Below are 14,906 nucleotides of genomic sequence, written 5' to 3' on the forward strand. Positions count from 1 at the left end.
GGCCGTTGCGACCGAACCCGACCGTGCTTACGGCTGCTTCACCCTACTGCGGCCGACGATCACGGTGCGCCCGCACCGCCCCCGACGGGTGCGTCCGCCTCCCCGGGCTCCTCGCGCGGCGCCAGGGACGCGAAGTCGCCGGTGTCACCGAGTCGTACGAGAAAGGGGCGCGTTCGTGTGTAACGGATCGCTGTGATGGAACACGGCTCTACGGAGATGCGCTGAAAGAGGTCAAGATGCAGCCCGAGGGCGTCCGCCACCAGAGACTTGATGATGTCGCCGTGCGAGCACATCAGATAGACGGCATCCGTGCCGTGCTCGCGCTCCACGCGCGCGTTCCACTCACGTACCGCTTCGGCGGCCCGGTGCTGCATCTGCCGCATCGACTCCCCACCGGGGAACGCGGCGGCGGTCGGGTGCTGCTGCACGATCTGCATGAGCGGCTCGTCGGTCAGTTCGGCGAGCTTGCGGCCCGACCAGTCGCCGTAGTCGCACTCGCCGATGCGCTCCTCGGTGCTCACGGCCACGTCGGGCCGCGCGGCGATCAGCGGCGCGAGGGTCTCCTGACAGCGCTGCAGCGGACTGACGACGATCTGCGCGAGGGGCAGTTCCGCAAGGCGCTCGGGCAGCGCGGCGGCCTGCGCGGCGCCGCGCTCGTCGAGGGCCACACCGGGGGTCCACCCGGCGAGCAGACCCGCGGTGTTGGCGGTGGAGCGTCCGTGCCGGACGAGGATCAGCGTGGGCATACGGGCCAGCCTAAGCGCACGCGGGCGTGCGTCCCCGGGGGCCCCTGGGGAGAATGCGCCTCATGATCGTCGACTGTGCCATCTACCGGGACGGGCGCCGTACCGAGGGCCCGTCGGACTTCTCCGACGCTCTCGACACCGCGCGGTCGACGGGCGACGCGTTCGTGTGGATCGGCCTGCACGAGGCGTCCCAGGACGAGTTCGACCTGGTCAGTCAGGAGTTCGGGCTGCATCCGCTGGCCGTCGAGGACGCCCTGAAGGCGCATCAGCGGCCGAAGCTGGAGGTCTACGACGACTCGCTCTTCGTGGTCCTCAAGCCGGTCGTGTACGAGGCGCGGAGCGACAAGGTGTCCACGGGCGAGCTGATGCTGTTCCTGGGCGACTCCTTCGTGGTGACGGTGCGGCACGGCGAGGGGGCGCCCCTGAAAGCGGTGCGGCAGCGTCTGGAGGCCGATCAGGAGGTCCTCAAGCAGGGGCCGACGGCGGTCCTCTACTCGATTGCGGACGCCACCGTCGACCACTACCTGGAGGTCGCGAACGAGCTGCAGACCGACCTGGAGGAGCTGGAGGCGGAGGTCTTCTCCCCCGATCGCGGGGGCTCGCGGGACACCGCGTCGCGGATCTACACCTTCAAGCGGCAGGTCCTCGAATTCCGCCGCGCCACCGGCCCGTTGGCCCTGCCGCTCGACCGGCTCTCCGGCGCGGGCCCCTGGGGCCTCGCCCGGGTGCCGTTCGTGAACGAGGGCGCGAAGCCGTTCTTCCGCGACGTGAACGACCACCTGACGCGGGTCAACGAGTCCGTGGACAGCCTGGACCGGCTGGTGTCGGACATCCTGTCCGCGCACCTGGCGCAGATGAGCGTGCGGCAGAACGACGACATGCGGAAGATCTCGGCGTGGGCGGCGATGGCCGCGGTGCCCACGATGATCGCGGGCATCTACGGCATGAACTTCGACCACATGCCCGAACTGCACTGGGCGTGGTCCTACCCCGCGGTGATCGTGCTGATGGCCGCCCTGGAGCTGGGCCTGTACCGGTTGTTCAAGAAACGCGGCTGGCTGTAGCGCGGGTCAGACGAACTCCACCGAGGTGGTCGCCCGACCGCCGAGGGCGTCCCGCCGCCGCGGCATCGTCAGGGACACCATGCGCCGCCAGCCGCCGGCCCGCTCGTAGGCGTACACGGCGTGGATCCCGGCGGCGAGCACGGCCGACTTCACGCGGGACCACCCCAGAATGCGGCCCATGTGGTCCATGACGGCCAGACTGACGTCCCTGTAGACGGCGATTTCCACGAGGGCGCACTCGCGCAGGATGCTCTGGATGGTCCGGCCGTGGCCCGCGTACGCGAAGCGGAGCAGTTCCTCGTGGCAGTAGGCGAGGTGGTTGTCCTCGTCGTGGGAGATCATCTTCACCGCGCGGCCGAGGTCGGGATGGCCCGCGAAGTGTTTGCGCAGCAGCTCCATCTGCTCGGAGGCCCGCTGTTCGGTGACGCGGCTGTGCGCGAGGTAGGTGACCACGTCCTGCACGGAGAGCGGCTCGTCCCGCTGGAGCTGCTCGTGCGCGAGCCCGATGCCGTGCTTCTCCAGCAGCATCGTGTAGTCGGTCTCGTGCGGGACGGGCACCGGCCGCAGGCCACGCTTCTTCATGAGGGCGTTGAAAATGCGGCCGTGCTTGTCCTCGTCGGCGCCGTGCCGCGCCACTTTGGGCGCGAGCGCGCGTTCGCTCTCGGGGACGAGCGCGGCGATCCGCCCGTTCTCCCAGCCGCCCTGGGATTCGCCGCTGGCCGCGATGGAGCAGAACAGCCGGAACGACTCGTCGTTGTCGATGATCTCTTGGAACAGGCTCCTGGCCGACAGCATCGTGGTTCCTCCATGCCCGCGTACCGCATCCGGTGTTCCGCAAAAGACGAGTCAAATGCGGTGGGCGAAGGGGGGCAACAGCTGTGCTGTGCAACTCGGCCGAACGGAGGAGACGGAGTGCCGAACGAAGGCGTAACCGCGCGCACGATGGCGCGTTGTTCTCCGTGACGGCCGTGGCGGGGAAGACCCCCCGAGCCCCCACCACGGCCGCGGAATCGTGCGTCTCGCGACTCCCGTTACGCCAGCCCGGCCCGCTCCAGCGCCTCCGTGCCCGCCCGCAGCGCGGCCACCCGCTCGTCGAGCGTGAAACCGGCCGGATTGATGGTCAGCGTGGTGACGCCCGCGGCGGCGTAGGCCTGCATCCGGTCGGCGATCCGCTCCACGGAACCGAGCAGCGTCGTGGAGTCGATGAGCTGGTGCGGGACGGCCGCGGCCGCTGCCTCCTTGTCGCCGCCCAGGTACTTCTCCTGGATCTCGGCGGCCTCCTTCTCGTACCCCATGCTCCGCGCGAGCCGGTTGTAGAAGTTCTGCTTGGGGCTGCCCATACCGCCCACGTAGAGGGCGGTATAGGGGCGGAAGAAGTCCGCGAGGGCGGCCACGTCCTTGTCGGCGCCCACGGCGAGCGGCAGCGTCGGGCAGACGTCGAAGCCCTCCATGGTCTTGCCGGCCTTCTCACGGCCCGCGCGCAGGGGCGCGATCGCGGTCTCCTCCAGGTGCTCGGCCGCCGGGAAGATCAGCAGGGCGCCGTCGGCGATCTCGCCGGTCTGCTCCAGGTTCTTCGGCCCGATCGCGGCGATGTAGAGCGGGATGTGCTCGCGCTGCGGGTGCAGGGTCAGCTTGAGCGGCTTGCCCGGGCCGTCCGGCAGCGGCAGCGTCCAGTGCGCGCCTTCGTAGGAGACCCGCTCGCGGCTCATCGCCTTGCGGACGATCTCGACGTACTCACGGGTGCGCGCCAGCGGCTTGTCGAACTTGACGCCGTACCAGCCCTCGGAGACCTGCGGCCCGGAGACGCCGAGGCCCAGGCGGAAGCGGCCGCCGGAGAGGGTGTCGAGGGTCGATGCCGTCATCGCCGTCATCGTGGGCTGGCGGGCGGGGATCTGGAAGATCGCCGAGCCGACGTCGATCCGTTCGGTCTGCGCGGCGACGAACGCAAGGACGGTGGCAGCGTCCGAGCCGTACGCCTCGGCGGCCCAGCACACCGCGTAGCCGAGCCGGTCGGCCTCCTTCGCGACGGCCAGGTTGTCCGCGTCCATGCCCGCGCCCCAGTACCCGAGATTGATGCCGAGCTTCATTGACCACATCCCCTTAACGCCGTACGGATCCGCTGGTTTACCCATCGGTAACGTCTCTTGCTCGGCACCCTAGCGTCCCGGGCCGAAGCACAGTTATCCACAGGGGGCCACATCATGACCTTCGGCCAGTAATCTCAGCGCTCATGGAGCAGAGGCATCTCGGCCGCACCGGCCTGCGCGTGTCCCGGATCGGGCTCGGCACCCTCACCTGGGGCCGGGACACCGACGAGCACGACGCCGCCGACCTGTTGAAAGCCTTCTGGGAAGCGGGCGGCACCCTCGTCGACACGGCCGATGTGTACGGGGACGGGGAGTCCGAGTACCTGCTGGGGCGGCTCGTCGAGGGCCTCGTGCCACGGCGGGATCTGGTCATCTCCACCAAGGCGGGCAGCGTGCCCGACCCGGACCGGCGCTTCGACGGCTCGCGCGGCCATCTGCTCTCCGCCCTCGACGCCTCGCTGGCCCGGCTCGGCACGGACTACGTCGACCTGTGGCAGATCCACGCCTACGACCCCGGGACTCCGCTGGAGGAGACGCTCCAAGCCCTCGACATCGCGGTCAGCAGCGGCCGCGCTCGCTACGCGGGCGTCTCGAACTTCTGCGGGTGGCAGCTGGCCAAGGCGGGCACGTGGCAGCTCGCGGCGCCGGGTGTGCGCACGCGCCTGGCCAGTACGCAGATGGAGTACTCGCTGCTGCAGCGCGGTGTGGAGCGCGAGGTGCTGCCCGCCGCGCTCGACCTGGGCATCGGACTGCTGCCGTCCTCGCCGCTGGGCCGGGGCGTACTCACCGGCAAGTACCGCTCGGGCACGCCCACGGACTCGCGGGGCGCCTCCGACCACATGGCGCCGTTCGTCGCGCCGTATCTGGACGAGGCGGCCGGGCACATCGTGGACGCGGTCTCCATAGCGGCGGACGGTCTTGCGGTGACGCCGCTGCAGGTCGCTCTCGCGTGGGTGCGGGACCGGCCCGGGGTGGCCGCGCCGATTGTCGGCGCGCGCAACGCGCGGCAGCTCACGGCCGCGTTGTCAGTGGAGGCGCTTAGTCTTCCTGACGAGATCTGCCAGGCGCTCGACGACGTGTCGGCGCCCGTGCACCGCTATCCCGATCAGGACTGGAGCACGTTGTGAGTACGGAGTCCGCTGCCGCGGAGAACGAGTCCGGGGCACGCCCCGACGCCGGGCCGGACGAGCCGCTCGCCGCAGAGGGCGCGGAGCCGGCCGAGGACGGCGCGGCTGCCGCCGAAGGCGAACGGGCCGAGGGCGAAGGGGCCGAGCAGAAAGAGGCCGCGCAACCGTCCGAGGCCGAGGCCGAACTGGCCGCTCAGCGGGCTCTTCGGGAGAAGATCGCGGAGCGGAAGGCCGCCAAGGCAGGCCCGGTCGAAGCCGGGACGAAGCTGAGCGGGAAAGCCGCCGATCTGCTGGCCGCCGTACGCGCCGTGGAGAGCGGGGAGAAGCCCGCCACCACCGTGTTCGCGGAGCCTGAGCGCGGGCCGCGCCGGGTCGTCGTGCCCGAGCCGGCGCGCAGGCCCGAGCCCGTCGCGCCCGCCGTCGACGCGGGGCCCGACACCGAGACCGTGGGCGCGGTGCGGGCCGTGCTCGTCGAGGGCGGGGCGCCCGACACGCTCGCCACGTCGGCCGCCCGAACCCTGGGCGAGGGCGCGGACGAGCAACTCCGCGCGGATCCCTGGCAGTTGCTGCGCCTGACCGGCGTCCGACCGGAGCAGGCCGACGGGTTCGCGCGGGCGCTGCTCGGCGCGGAGTGCGCCCCGGACGACGAGCGGCGCGGCCGGGCCGTCACACTCTGGCTGCTCGAACAGGCGGCCGTGGCCGGGCACACCGCCCTCGACCTGCCCGTCCTCGTCGAGGCGCTCGGCAAGCGCGGCGTGCCGGACCCGGACGCCGCCGTGCAGAGCTCGGTCGCGGAGGGGGACGCGCTGCTCTTCCAGGACGCCCTCGACGACGCGCCCGTACCGGAGTCCGAGCCCGCCGAGGGCGAGGAGGAGGCGGAGGTCGAGCGGCCGGTCCGCGTCCTGGTCGGACTGGAGCGGACGGCACTCGCCGAGGAGAGCCTCGCCGACGGCATCGCCCGGTTGATCAACTCCGGCCCCAAGGAGGGCGGCCCGCTCGGCGGGGACGCGCTCGGCGAGGGCTGGGAGGACGCGGCGGCCGCCGCGAAGGGCACGACGGCCGAGCTGATCCGCGCCGTCGGCGCGCACCGGCTCGTCCTGCACACCGGTGGCGAGGCCGCCCGCGCGGAGCCGGTCGCCGCGGCGGCCGTCGCCGCCCGGCTCGGCCTTCGGGTGTGCGTCGTCGCGCACAGTGCGGACGGGCGGCGCCGGGCCGCGCGGCAGCTCGGCGCGGAGCTCCCCGAGAGCGCCCCCGAGACCACGGCGACGGTCGCGGGACTGCTCGCGCAGACGGAGGGGCCCGGCCGGGACACCGACGGGGCGATCGCCGTCGACCTGCTCGTCGTCCTGGACGCCCCGCAGCTGGACGTGGACGACGCCGCGATCCTCGTCGAGCTGCTCGCCGACGGGACCGGCCTCCTGCTCGGCGGGGACCCCGGCACCTTGTGGTCGGCGGGCCCCGGGCGGGTGTTCGCGGATCTCCTGGCGGCGGGGATCTGCCCCCGCGTCTCCTCCCGCGTCCCGGACTTCGGGCCGATCGGCGAGCTGGTCTCCGGGATCGGCATCGGTGAGCTGAACCAGGTGGAGGCGCCGGGCAAGGAAGTCGTGATCGTGCCGGTGCGGGACGCGGCCGAGGCGATCCACCGCACGGTGCAGCTCGTCGCCGACTCGGTGCCGCGGGCCATCGGTGTGCCGGCCGAGGAGACCCAGGTGATTACCCCGGGACACGGTGGTGCGGCCGGGACGCGGGCGCTGAACGCGGCGCTGAAGGAGCGGCTCAACCCCGGCCCCGGACGGTTCGGGGGCTTCGACGCCGGTGACCGCGTGGTGTACGTGCCGACGCCCGGGCGGGTCCGGCCCGGCCGGGTGCTCGGCGCCGACGCGGAGGGGCTGCGCCTGGAGTGCGACGGCGAGCCCGTCGTCGTACCGAAGGAGCAGGTGGAGCGGGCCGTGCGGCACGGCTGGGCGGTCACCGGACATCAGGCCGTGGGGCTGCGCTGGCCGGCCGCCGTGGTGGTGCTGCCCGGCGATGCGACGCAAGCGCTGAGCCGGCCCTGGGTGTACGCCGCGTTCGGGCGCGGGGAGCGGCATCTGTCGATCGTGCACGGGGCGGACGCGGCGCTGCCGCGCGCTGTCGCGGAGGTACCGGCGAAGCCCCGGACCACCCGCTTGCAGAACCTGGTCCGGGCGCAGGTGCCCGGCGCCTGATCCAGGTGCACGCCCTCGGCCGGGGGCGTGCACCACAGGGCCGTCACCGGCGGTCGGCGTCCTCCAGTGCCTCGTCGATCTCCACGCCTTCCACGTCCTCCACGTCGTCCGGGTCCACGTCGTCCGGATCGACATCGTCGTCGTCGAAGACCGCGCTGACGTCGAAGCGGCACACGACCCGCTGGGGGTCCGCCTGGTCGAACGGGGTCTCCAGCCACTCCCCCGGCTCCGCCTGTTCGTCCGCGGCCATCACCCACAGCGTGGAGTCGCCCTCCTCCAGGCCGAACTCCTTGTGCCGTGAGGCGATCTCGTCGGGCTCGAACTCGCCGAAGAGGACACCGAGCGCGGCGTGGACGCTGCTGCCCGCCCCGGTCGCGGACTCGGTGTCGATGTCCGGGTCGCCGTCGAGGTCGGCGACCCGGCCGGCCTGGGCGAGAAGACGCTGCGGCTCCACCACGGCGTAGTCGCGTCGGATCAGCACGCTCAGCGCGTTCGGCTCCTCGGGACCGGTGTACGGCGGCAGCGAGTCCTCGCCGCCGGGGATCTCGAAGGGGGTGACCTCGTCGTGGCGGTCGTAGAGGAGTTCGTCGTACTCCTCGGCCGCGGCGGCGAGCTCGTTGAACGCTTCGTAGACGGCCGGGTCGTCCTCTCCCGACCTGCGCTCGACAGCCGCCAAGTGGCGGTCGAGCGCAGCCTTGACCGCCTCGGCGGCGGCGCGTACCTCGGCAGCGGTGGGCTGCGCAGCATCAGACATAGTGCAGACGCTATCCGTACCGGGCCACTGCCCGCACAATAGATGCGATGCCGGAATACGAATTTGTCGACGTGTACGTGCCGCGCGGGGTCTCCCGCAAGGATGCGACGCGTCTGCTGACGGACCATGCAGAGTACGGACACTGGGAGTTGGACCGACTGAGTCTGCGCCGCGACGGCAGTCGCCGCGTGCGGCTGCGCCGGCGGATCATCCGTCAGGTACGGGCCACATGGTGACCTGAACCTGACGACTGGGCCGACGGAAACGGAGCGGGCCCCGCCAGTGCGGGGCCCGCTCCGTTCGTCCTGCCGTACTGCCGTTCCGCCTGCTCGGCTCAGGCCGTCACGCGGCGGCCCTGGCCCGCCGGTAGAGCACCGCACCCGCGAGGAGCGCACCCGCGCCGACCGGGATGGCCGCGCCGAGCGGCAGCGAGCTGCCGGTCATCGCGAGCTGGGACTTGCCCTCGGACCGGCTGACGCTCTGCGTCTCCGGCTTGTTGGGGGTGTCCGTGCCCAGGTGGCCGACGAAGTGTCCGCCCCGGGTCGACGGAGTGCCCGGCTCGTCCGGAGTGCCGGGGTTTCCGGGGTCACCCGGGTTGTGCGGGTCACCCGGGTTGTTGGGGTCACCCGGGTTGTTCGGGTCATCCGGGTTGCCCGGCTTCGACGGCGGCTGCTGCGGCTTGCCGGGCGGCCTGGTGGTGTGGCCGCCGCCGGGGTTCGCGCAGTCGTTGCCGGTGACCGCGTTGCCGAGGCCGACCACGGAGACCGTGTTGCCGCACGCGTTGACCGGCACGTCGACCGGGGCCTGCACGTGGTTGCCGGAGCCGACGCCCGGCGAGCCGCTCGTGTGCCCGTCGGCCTTCGATCCGCCGTGGGACGGCTTGTGCGAACCGCTGCCGCGGCCGTCCGAGGTGTTGGCACAGTTGTTGCCGGCTGCCGGATTGAGCAGCCCGATGACGTTGACCGTGTTGCCGCACAGGTTGACCGGCACGTGCACGGGGGCCTGGATCGAGTTGCCGGACGCGACGCCCGGCGAGTTCGACGCGCTTCCGTGCGCGCCGGAGTCGGCGTGCGCGTAGCCGCCGGTGACCGCGAGTACACCGCTCGCCGCCGCCACAGTGATCAGGCCTTTGCGGGTGACCTGTCGCATAGCTTTCCCTGCCTTAGAACTTTTCCCAAGCACTACCGAAGGGCGCGGGCCGGTATGCACCCGCGCCGAATGCCCAGTCGGCCCCGGAGCGCATGGCGCGCGCTCCGGGGCCGACGGACTCAGACCCTCAAGGGGTGCGGCCCAACAACGTCACTTGTTGACGCAGGTGTTGCCGAAGGCGGGGTTCAGCAGCCCGATCACGGAGACCGTGTTGCCGCAAACGTTCACCGGCACGTGGATGGGCGCCTGGATAACGTTGCCCGACAGCACGCCGGGGGAGCCCACAGCGGCACCCTGGGCACCCGCGTCGGCGGCGGCGATGCCCGCACCCGCGAGCACGAGACCACCAGTGGCAACAGCAGCAGCGACGATCTTCTTGATCATAATTCCTCCTCGTTGGCAATGCAGTCCCAGCCGCGGACTGCACTCCCTGTAACGAGGAGAAAGTTATGAGGCTACGAGCCTATGGTCGCTTTCACTCTTTTCAGGCAAGTACGCACGTACGGACGATTGTTGCGATCACATGGTGTTGACGCGAACCGTTCTCAGGACGCGTCGATGAACCGGTCGAGCACCCGGACACCGAACTTGAGTCCGTCGACCGGGACGCGCTCGTCGACGCCGTGGAACATGCCCGCGAAGTCCAGCTCGGGCGGCAGCTGCAGCGGCGCGAAGCCGAAGCCGCGGATGCCGAGGTCGTCGAAGGACTTGGCGTCGGTGCCGCCGGAGAGCATGTACGGGATCGCCTTGCCGATCGGGTCCTCGGCGACGATCGAGGACTTCATGGCCTCGACGAGCGCCCCGTCGAAGGTGGTCTCGACGGCCTTGTCCGCGTGCACGTCCTGGCGCTTGACCTGGGGGCCGAGGAGGCGGTCGAGGTCGGCGAGGAACTCGTCCTCGTGGCCGGGCAGGAACCGCCCGTCGACGTGTGCGGTGGCCTCGCCGGGGATGACGTTGACCTTGTAACCCGCGCCCAGCTGCGTGGGGTTGGCCGTATTGCTCAGCGTGGCGCCGATGAGCTTGGCGATGCCGCCGAGCCGGGCCAGCGTCGACTCCATGTCCTCGGGGTCGAGCTCGGTGCCGAGCGCGTCACCGAGCTCGTCGAGGAAGGCCCGGGTGGTCTTCGTGACGCGGACGGGGAACTTGTGGCGGCCGAGCCGGGCGACCGCCTCGGACAGCTCGGTGATCGCGTTGTCCCGGTGGATCATCGATCCGTGACCGGCGGTGCCGGCCACGGAGAGCTTCATCCAGTGCATGCCCTTCTCGGCGGTCTGGACGAGGTACAGCCGGCGCTGCTCGTTCACGGTGAACGAGAAGCCGCCGACCTCGCTGATCGCCTCGGTGACCCCCTCGAACAGGTCGGGGTGGTGGTCGACGAGGTGCCGGGCGCCGTACGTGCCGCCCGCCTCCTCGTCGGCGAGGAAGGCCAGGACGATGTCGCGCGGCGGCTTGCGGCCGGTGCGCAGCCGGTCGCGGACGACCGCGAGGGTCATCGCGTCCATGTCCTTCATGTCGACGGCGCCGCGGCCCCATACGCACCCGTCGGCGACCTCGCCGGAGAAGGGGTGGTGGGTCCAGTCCGCCGCGTTGGCCGGGACGACGTCGGTGTGCCCGTGGATGAGCAGCGCGGGCCGCGAGCGGTCCTCGCCCTCGATGCGGGCGACCGTGGAGGCGCGGCCCGGGTGGGACTCGAAGATCTTCGGTTCGAGGCCGACCTCGGCGAGCTTCTCCGCGACGTACTCGGCGGCCTTGCGTTCGCCCGGGCCCGAGTGGTCGCCGTAGTTGCTGGTGTCGATCTGGATCAGTTCACGGCAGAGGTCGACGACCTCGTCCTGTCCGGAGACGGCCCTGCCCGTGCTCGACTCGCTCACGCTTGTTCCTCTCTCCCTGTGGATCCCCCTCATCCTCTCTCTTGCGCCGCCCCCGCCCAAGGCCGGGCCACCCTCGTCACGTGCCGTTCACAGGCCCGGCGGCCGGTCGGGAGGCGTGATCGGAGCACTCGTAATCCCTGGTAATGTTCTCCGTGTCGCCGCGGGGAACGCCCCGCACAAGCGGCAGACACCTTGTCCGGGTGGCGGAATGGCAGACGCGCTAGCTTGAGGTGCTAGTGCCCTTTATCGGGCGTGGGGGTTCAAGTCCCCCCTCGGACACAGCGAAAGACCCCAGTTCATCTGGGGTCTTTTTGTTTGTGTCCGCGCTCGAAGACCAGCGGGCGGGCCGCCCGCAGGGCCGTGGTGAGGGCGCCGATGAGGACCGCGTCGTCACCCGTTGTGCCGGCCTCGACGCGGGGGGGCGCAGCGGGGTGAGGCGGTACAGGGTCCCGGACACCGTGGTCAGCAGGAGATCGGCGCCGCGGCCCACTCCCCCGCCTCGCGGTGGCCGCGTCGATGTCGAGGGGCGCACGCGGGTCGGGAACGGCGGACGGGAGCAGGCCGGTGTACGGGTGGCGGGGCGGGGCGGGGCGGGAACGTCCTCGGTGGGGCCGGTCTCGACGACGTGGCCGCCGTACATGACGGCGATGCGCTCGGAGAGGTAGCGGGCGCTCGCGATGTCGTGGGTGATGTTCGGCGGCGGTCCCGACCGTGAGGTCGCGCAGCCGGGTGCCGTGCGGGTCGGCGACGGTCAGGGCCGTCCTGGTGCCACCGAAGTCGAGAGCCAGGAGGACCGGGTCTGCTGCTGAGGGCACGGGGAGCTCCTCGCGTCGGAGGCGAGCCCCAGTGGAACCGTCGGTAAAGTTGCGTAACCGAACGGGGCTCTACGGGGACTTACGCGCGGCGCGGCTGCCGCGCGTAAGTCCCCGTACCAGTAGTGCAGTTGCTCAGCCGGTGAAGCCGGCCGTGATCTTCGTGAACTGCCAGTTGTCCTGGCTGATGCCGGAGCAGTTCTCGGCGACGCCGCCGCCCGCGCACGGCCGGTCGCGGTTGACCGACCAGAAGGCGAGACGGGCGATGTGCTTGCTGTTGGCCCAGTCCTTGATCTGGGTCCAGATGGCGGGGGTCGTGGTCTCCTGCTGGTCGCTGAGGCCGTTCATCCCGGAGATGCCGAGGTGGGCGTAGGCGGTGGCGTCGTCCCAGCCGTAGACCGACTTGAGTTTGGTCTTGAGGCCCTCGGCGGCGTTCACGGTGTTGCCGTACATGTCGTTGCCGCCGCCGAAGTCGAACGGCATGATCGTGAAGACGTCGATGTTCGCGTTCAGCGCCTTGGACTGCTCGATGAGGCGGTTGCCGAAGGACGTCGGGCCGGTGGTCGACGTACCGAAGGTGAGGATGGTGCGCAGACCCGGGTTGTTCGCCTTGACGATCTTGAGGGCGTTCAGGATGCGGTCCTGCACGACCGTGTTCTCGAACTCGTCACTGTTCTCGATGTCGACGTCGATCGCCTTGAGGCCGTACGCGTCGATGACCTTCTGGTACGCGCCCGCGAGCGCTTCCGGGGTCGAGCAGTTGGGGCCGAGCTTGTTGCCGCTCCAGCCGCCGATGGACGGGACGATGTCGCCGCCCGCGGACCGTATGGCGTTGATCGCGGTCTGGTCCTGGCCGCCGGTGAGCGGGCGCTGGCCGTCCCAGGCCGGGGTGCAGCCGCCGGAGGAGAGGATGAAGGCCATGGTGAACCATTTGACGCCGGTGGCGTTCATGACGGTGGTGGGGCTGGGCGGGTCGCCCCAGCCGGTGTAGAGGTAGGGGGCTGCCTGCTTGAAGCCGGTGCCGCCGGAGCCCGCGCTGGTGGTCACGGAGACGGCGTTGGACGCGGCCGAGCTGTTGCCTGCCGCGTCGCGGGCCTTGACCGTGAAGCTGTACGCGGTGGACGGCGTCAGACCGGAGACGGTGGCCGAGGTCCCGGACACGGTGAGGAGTTTGTTGCTGCCGCCGGAGTAGATGTCGTAGCCGGCGACACCGGTGTTGTCGCTCGCCGCGCCCCAGGAGAGGGAGACGCTGGAGGACGTCTTGCCGGTGGAGGTGAGGCCCGTCGGGGCGGTCGGCGCCTGGGTGTCGGAGCCGCCCCCGCCGCCGGGGCCGTCGAGGCTGATGTCGTCCGCGTAGTAGGTGCCCTGCGCGTACCAGCCCTGGGTGTAGAGGGTGGCGCTGGTCTGGGCCGCGCCGGTGGTGAACTTCACCGTCAACTGGCTGTACGTGGACGGGGACTGGGTCCAGGTGGACGCGCCGCCGTCGACGCCGAGGTAGACGTAGTTGCCGCGCACCCAGCCGGAGAGGGTGTACGCGGTGTTCGGCTGGACGGCGACGGTCCGGCTGCATTTGGCGTTGTCGCTCGAACTCGCCGCTCCGGCGAGGGCCTTGGTGCCGCCGTGGACGGGGGTGGAGACCACGGAGCCGAGGTTGCCGGAGCAGGACCAGGAGCCGAGCGAGCCCGACTCGAAGCCGGGGTCGGTCAGGATGTTGGCCGCCTGGGCGGTGCCGGGCAGCGCGACCGCGCCGCCGAGTGCGAGGGCGGCGGCGCCGATGAGGGCGAGGAGACGGGATCTGCCGGTGCGTCTGGTGCGGCCTTGCGTTCGGTGTGGGGACACGCGAACTCCCTGTGTTCAAAGGGGACTTGGGGACGTGCGCAAACCATGTCGTTCCTGTGGCCCTCATAAGTTGGTATGGACCAATGCGGTTGTCAAGACGGTCCGCGAGTGAACCCGATGCATCCGTTCGTCTCCGGGCACCAGTCGAGGCGCGACTTCTTGTCGGCGGCGACGAACACGCGGCCGCCCGCGCGGCGCGACACTCGGCGGGTCCCCACGCGGAGCCCTACGGAGGTCGTTGCCCGTGACCGAACCGGCCGCTGCCAGACCGACGGCGCCGAGCGCGCCGACGGACGTACTCGCGAGCCCGTGGGTGTCGTTCGCGCGGCGCCGCGCCGGGCGGTTCGCGGTGTCGCTGTGGGTGCTGCTCACGGCCGCGTTCCTGATGATCCACCTGGTGCCGGGCGACCCGGTGCGGGCGGCGCTCGGCACCACGGCGCCCGCCGAACTGGTGCGGGCCCGGCGCGCGGCACTCGGTCTGGACGATCCGTTGCCGGTGCAGTACGCGCACTACTTGGGGTCGCTGTTCACCGGGGACTTCGGTACGTCCATGACGAGCGGCACCCCGGTGTCGGAGCTGATCGGTGACCGGCTGCCCGCGACGGTGCAGCTGGCGGTGCCCGCGTTCGTGGTCGCCGTCGTCATCGCGGTGCCGCTGGGCGCGCTGATGGCGGTGCTCACGCGGGGCGGGCGGCGGCGCGGCGGGGAGCTGGCGTTCACGTCGACGAGCGTGTTCCTGGCGGCGATCCCCGAGTTCCTGCTCGCGGTCGGCCTGGTGTCCGTGTTCGCGGTGCGGCTGGGCTGGTTCCCGGTGGCGGGCCGGGGCGGGGCGGGCAGTTACGTCCTGCCGGTGCTGTCCCTCGCGGTCGGGCCCGCGGCGGTGCTCGCGCGGATGGTGCGCGTGGAGATGCTGTCGGTGCTCGGCGCCGAGTTCGTGCGCACGGCACGGGCCAAGCGGCTGCCGGCCCGCCGGGTGTACGCGGGGCACGCGCTGCCCAACGCGCTGACCGCGACGCTGACGCTCGGCGGGCTCGTCCTCACCGGGCTCGTCGCGGGCACGGTCCTCGTCGAGAACGTCTTCGCCTGGCCGGGGCTCGGCTCGACGATCGTCCAGTCGATCCAGCAGAAGGACTATCCCGCGGTGCAGGGCGTCGTCCTCGTCTACGGGATCGGCGTGCTGTCCGTGAATCTCCTGGTCGACGTGGCGCTCGCCCTGCTCGACCCCCGTTCCGCGATCCGGGAGGCGTGAT

The 14,906-nt window shown here is 71.3% G+C and carries 14 protein-coding genes and 1 tRNA gene; 7 read left to right on the plus strand and 8 right to left on the minus strand.

The window, feature by feature from the left end; all coding sequences use genetic code 11:
* Positions 1-59: 59 nt before the first annotated feature.
* Positions 60-746, minus strand: coding sequence for a histidine phosphatase family protein (locus tag AB0J02_RS19885; RefSeq protein WP_363195011.1), 687 nt, complete (start codon positions 744-746; stop codon positions 60-62).
* A 62-nt stretch (positions 747-808) separates the two neighbouring features.
* Between AB0J02_RS19885 and corA the strand changes: the two genes are divergently transcribed.
* Positions 809-1,810: a magnesium/cobalt transporter CorA gene (gene corA / locus AB0J02_RS19890; RefSeq protein ID WP_363195012.1), complete on the plus strand. Its 1,002-nt coding sequence runs from the start codon at positions 809-811 to the stop codon at positions 1,808-1,810.
* 6 nt (positions 1,811-1,816) lie between these two features.
* On the opposite strand, the gene AB0J02_RS19895 is transcribed toward corA, so the two are convergent.
* Together AB0J02_RS19895 and AB0J02_RS19900 are read right to left on the minus strand one after the other, a co-directional pair.
* Positions 1,817-2,605: a ferritin-like domain-containing protein gene (locus tag AB0J02_RS19895; protein ID WP_363195013.1), complete on the minus strand. Its 789-nt coding sequence runs from the start codon at positions 2,603-2,605 to the stop codon at positions 1,817-1,819.
* Between the two features lie 236 nt (positions 2,606-2,841).
* The gene (locus tag AB0J02_RS19900; RefSeq protein WP_363195014.1) at positions 2,842-3,897 is read right to left on the minus strand and encodes an LLM class F420-dependent oxidoreductase; all 1,056 of its coding nucleotides are present in this window, start codon (positions 3,895-3,897) and stop codon (positions 2,842-2,844) included.
* A gap of 143 nt (positions 3,898-4,040) precedes the next feature.
* Between AB0J02_RS19900 and AB0J02_RS19905 the strand changes: the two genes are divergently transcribed.
* Positions 4,041-5,024, plus strand: coding sequence for an aldo/keto reductase (locus AB0J02_RS19905; RefSeq protein WP_363195015.1), 984 nt, complete (start codon positions 4,041-4,043; stop codon positions 5,022-5,024).
* Positions 5,021-7,231, plus strand: coding sequence for a helix-hairpin-helix domain-containing protein (locus AB0J02_RS19910; RefSeq protein ID WP_363195016.1), 2,211 nt, complete (start codon positions 5,021-5,023; stop codon positions 7,229-7,231). The genes AB0J02_RS19905 and AB0J02_RS19910 overlap by 4 nt, the downstream gene beginning before the upstream one ends.
* Positions 7,232-7,274: 43 nt before the next feature.
* Here the strand turns inward: AB0J02_RS19910 and AB0J02_RS19915 are convergent, their stop codons facing one another.
* A complete protein-coding gene (locus AB0J02_RS19915; protein ID WP_363195017.1) occupies positions 7,275-7,985 on the minus strand; it encodes a hypothetical protein in 711 nt (236 codons plus the stop codon).
* Between the two features lie 47 nt (positions 7,986-8,032).
* On the opposite strand from AB0J02_RS19915, the gene AB0J02_RS19920 reads away from it, so the two are divergent.
* Positions 8,033-8,221, plus strand: coding sequence for a DUF5703 family protein (locus tag AB0J02_RS19920; protein WP_111666225.1), 189 nt, complete (start codon positions 8,033-8,035; stop codon positions 8,219-8,221).
* Between the two features lie 106 nt (positions 8,222-8,327).
* On the opposite strand, the gene AB0J02_RS19925 is transcribed toward AB0J02_RS19920, so the two are convergent.
* The 3 genes from AB0J02_RS19925 to AB0J02_RS19935 form a co-directional block, all read right to left on the minus strand.
* Positions 8,328-9,134 carry a chaplin family protein gene (locus tag AB0J02_RS19925; RefSeq protein ID WP_363195018.1) on the minus strand — a complete coding sequence of 269 codons (807 nt, stop codon included), beginning with the start codon at positions 9,132-9,134 and terminating at the stop codon, positions 8,328-8,330.
* A 150-nt stretch (positions 9,135-9,284) separates the two neighbouring features.
* Positions 9,285-9,518, minus strand: coding sequence for a chaplin (locus tag AB0J02_RS19930; protein ID WP_363195019.1), 234 nt, complete (start codon positions 9,516-9,518; stop codon positions 9,285-9,287).
* Positions 9,519-9,679: 161 nt separating this feature from the next.
* Positions 9,680-11,005, minus strand: coding sequence for a M20/M25/M40 family metallo-hydrolase (locus AB0J02_RS19935; protein WP_363195020.1), 1,326 nt, complete (start codon positions 11,003-11,005; stop codon positions 9,680-9,682).
* 194 nt (positions 11,006-11,199) lie between these two features.
* Between AB0J02_RS19935 and AB0J02_RS19940 the strand changes: the two genes are divergently transcribed.
* Both AB0J02_RS19940 and AB0J02_RS19945 read left to right on the plus strand, forming a co-directional pair.
* Positions 11,200-11,284, plus strand: a tRNA-Leu gene (locus AB0J02_RS19940).
* 398 nt (positions 11,285-11,682) lie between these two features.
* Positions 11,683-11,814: a hypothetical protein gene (locus AB0J02_RS19945; protein WP_363195021.1), complete on the plus strand. Its 132-nt coding sequence runs from the start codon at positions 11,683-11,685 to the stop codon at positions 11,812-11,814.
* Between the two features lie 138 nt (positions 11,815-11,952).
* On the opposite strand, the gene AB0J02_RS19950 is transcribed toward AB0J02_RS19945, so the two are convergent.
* Entirely contained in the window at positions 11,953-13,656 is a 1,704-nt protein-coding gene (locus tag AB0J02_RS19950) for a carbohydrate binding domain-containing protein (RefSeq protein ID WP_363195022.1), read from the minus strand.
* 244 nt (positions 13,657-13,900) lie between these two features.
* Between AB0J02_RS19950 and AB0J02_RS19955 the strand changes: the two genes are divergently transcribed.
* Positions 13,901-14,905 (plus strand): ABC transporter permease, encoded by a 1,005-nt coding sequence (locus tag AB0J02_RS19955; RefSeq protein WP_363195023.1) that lies wholly within the window; start codon positions 13,901-13,903, stop codon positions 14,903-14,905.
* The last annotated feature ends 1 nt before the right edge of the window (position 14,906 follow it).

Origin of the sequence: Streptomyces sp. NPDC050264, from assembly GCF_040655895.1 — a bacterium.
Lineage (GTDB): Bacteria > Actinomycetota > Actinomycetes > Streptomycetales > Streptomycetaceae > Streptomyces.

Excerpts from the sequence above, each read along its gene's own strand:
- AB0J02_RS19885 (WP_363195011.1), bottom strand. The coding sequence starts at position 746 with ATGCCCACGCTGATCCTCGTCCGGCACGGACGCTCCACCGCCAACACC.
- AB0J02_RS19920 (WP_111666225.1), top strand. The coding sequence starts at position 8,033 with ATGCCGGAATACGAATTTGTCGACGTGTACGTGCCGCGCGGGGTCTCC.
- AB0J02_RS19925 (WP_363195018.1), bottom strand. The coding sequence starts at position 9,134 with ATGCGACAGGTCACCCGCAAAGGCCTGATCACTGTGGCGGCGGCGAGC.
- AB0J02_RS19900 (WP_363195014.1), bottom strand. The coding sequence starts at position 3,897 with ATGAAGCTCGGCATCAATCTCGGGTACTGGGGCGCGGGCATGGACGCG.
- corA (WP_363195012.1), top strand. The coding sequence starts at position 809 with ATGATCGTCGACTGTGCCATCTACCGGGACGGGCGCCGTACCGAGGGC.
- AB0J02_RS19945 (WP_363195021.1), top strand. The coding sequence starts at position 11,683 with ATGTCGTGGGTGATGTTCGGCGGCGGTCCCGACCGTGAGGTCGCGCAG.
- AB0J02_RS19915 (WP_363195017.1), bottom strand. The coding sequence starts at position 7,985 with ATGTCTGATGCTGCGCAGCCCACCGCTGCCGAGGTACGCGCCGCCGCC.
- AB0J02_RS19905 (WP_363195015.1), top strand. The coding sequence starts at position 4,041 with ATGGAGCAGAGGCATCTCGGCCGCACCGGCCTGCGCGTGTCCCGGATC.
- AB0J02_RS19895 (WP_363195013.1), bottom strand. The coding sequence starts at position 2,605 with ATGCTGTCGGCCAGGAGCCTGTTCCAAGAGATCATCGACAACGACGAG.
- AB0J02_RS19930 (WP_363195019.1), bottom strand. The coding sequence starts at position 9,518 with ATGATCAAGAAGATCGTCGCTGCTGCTGTTGCCACTGGTGGTCTCGTG.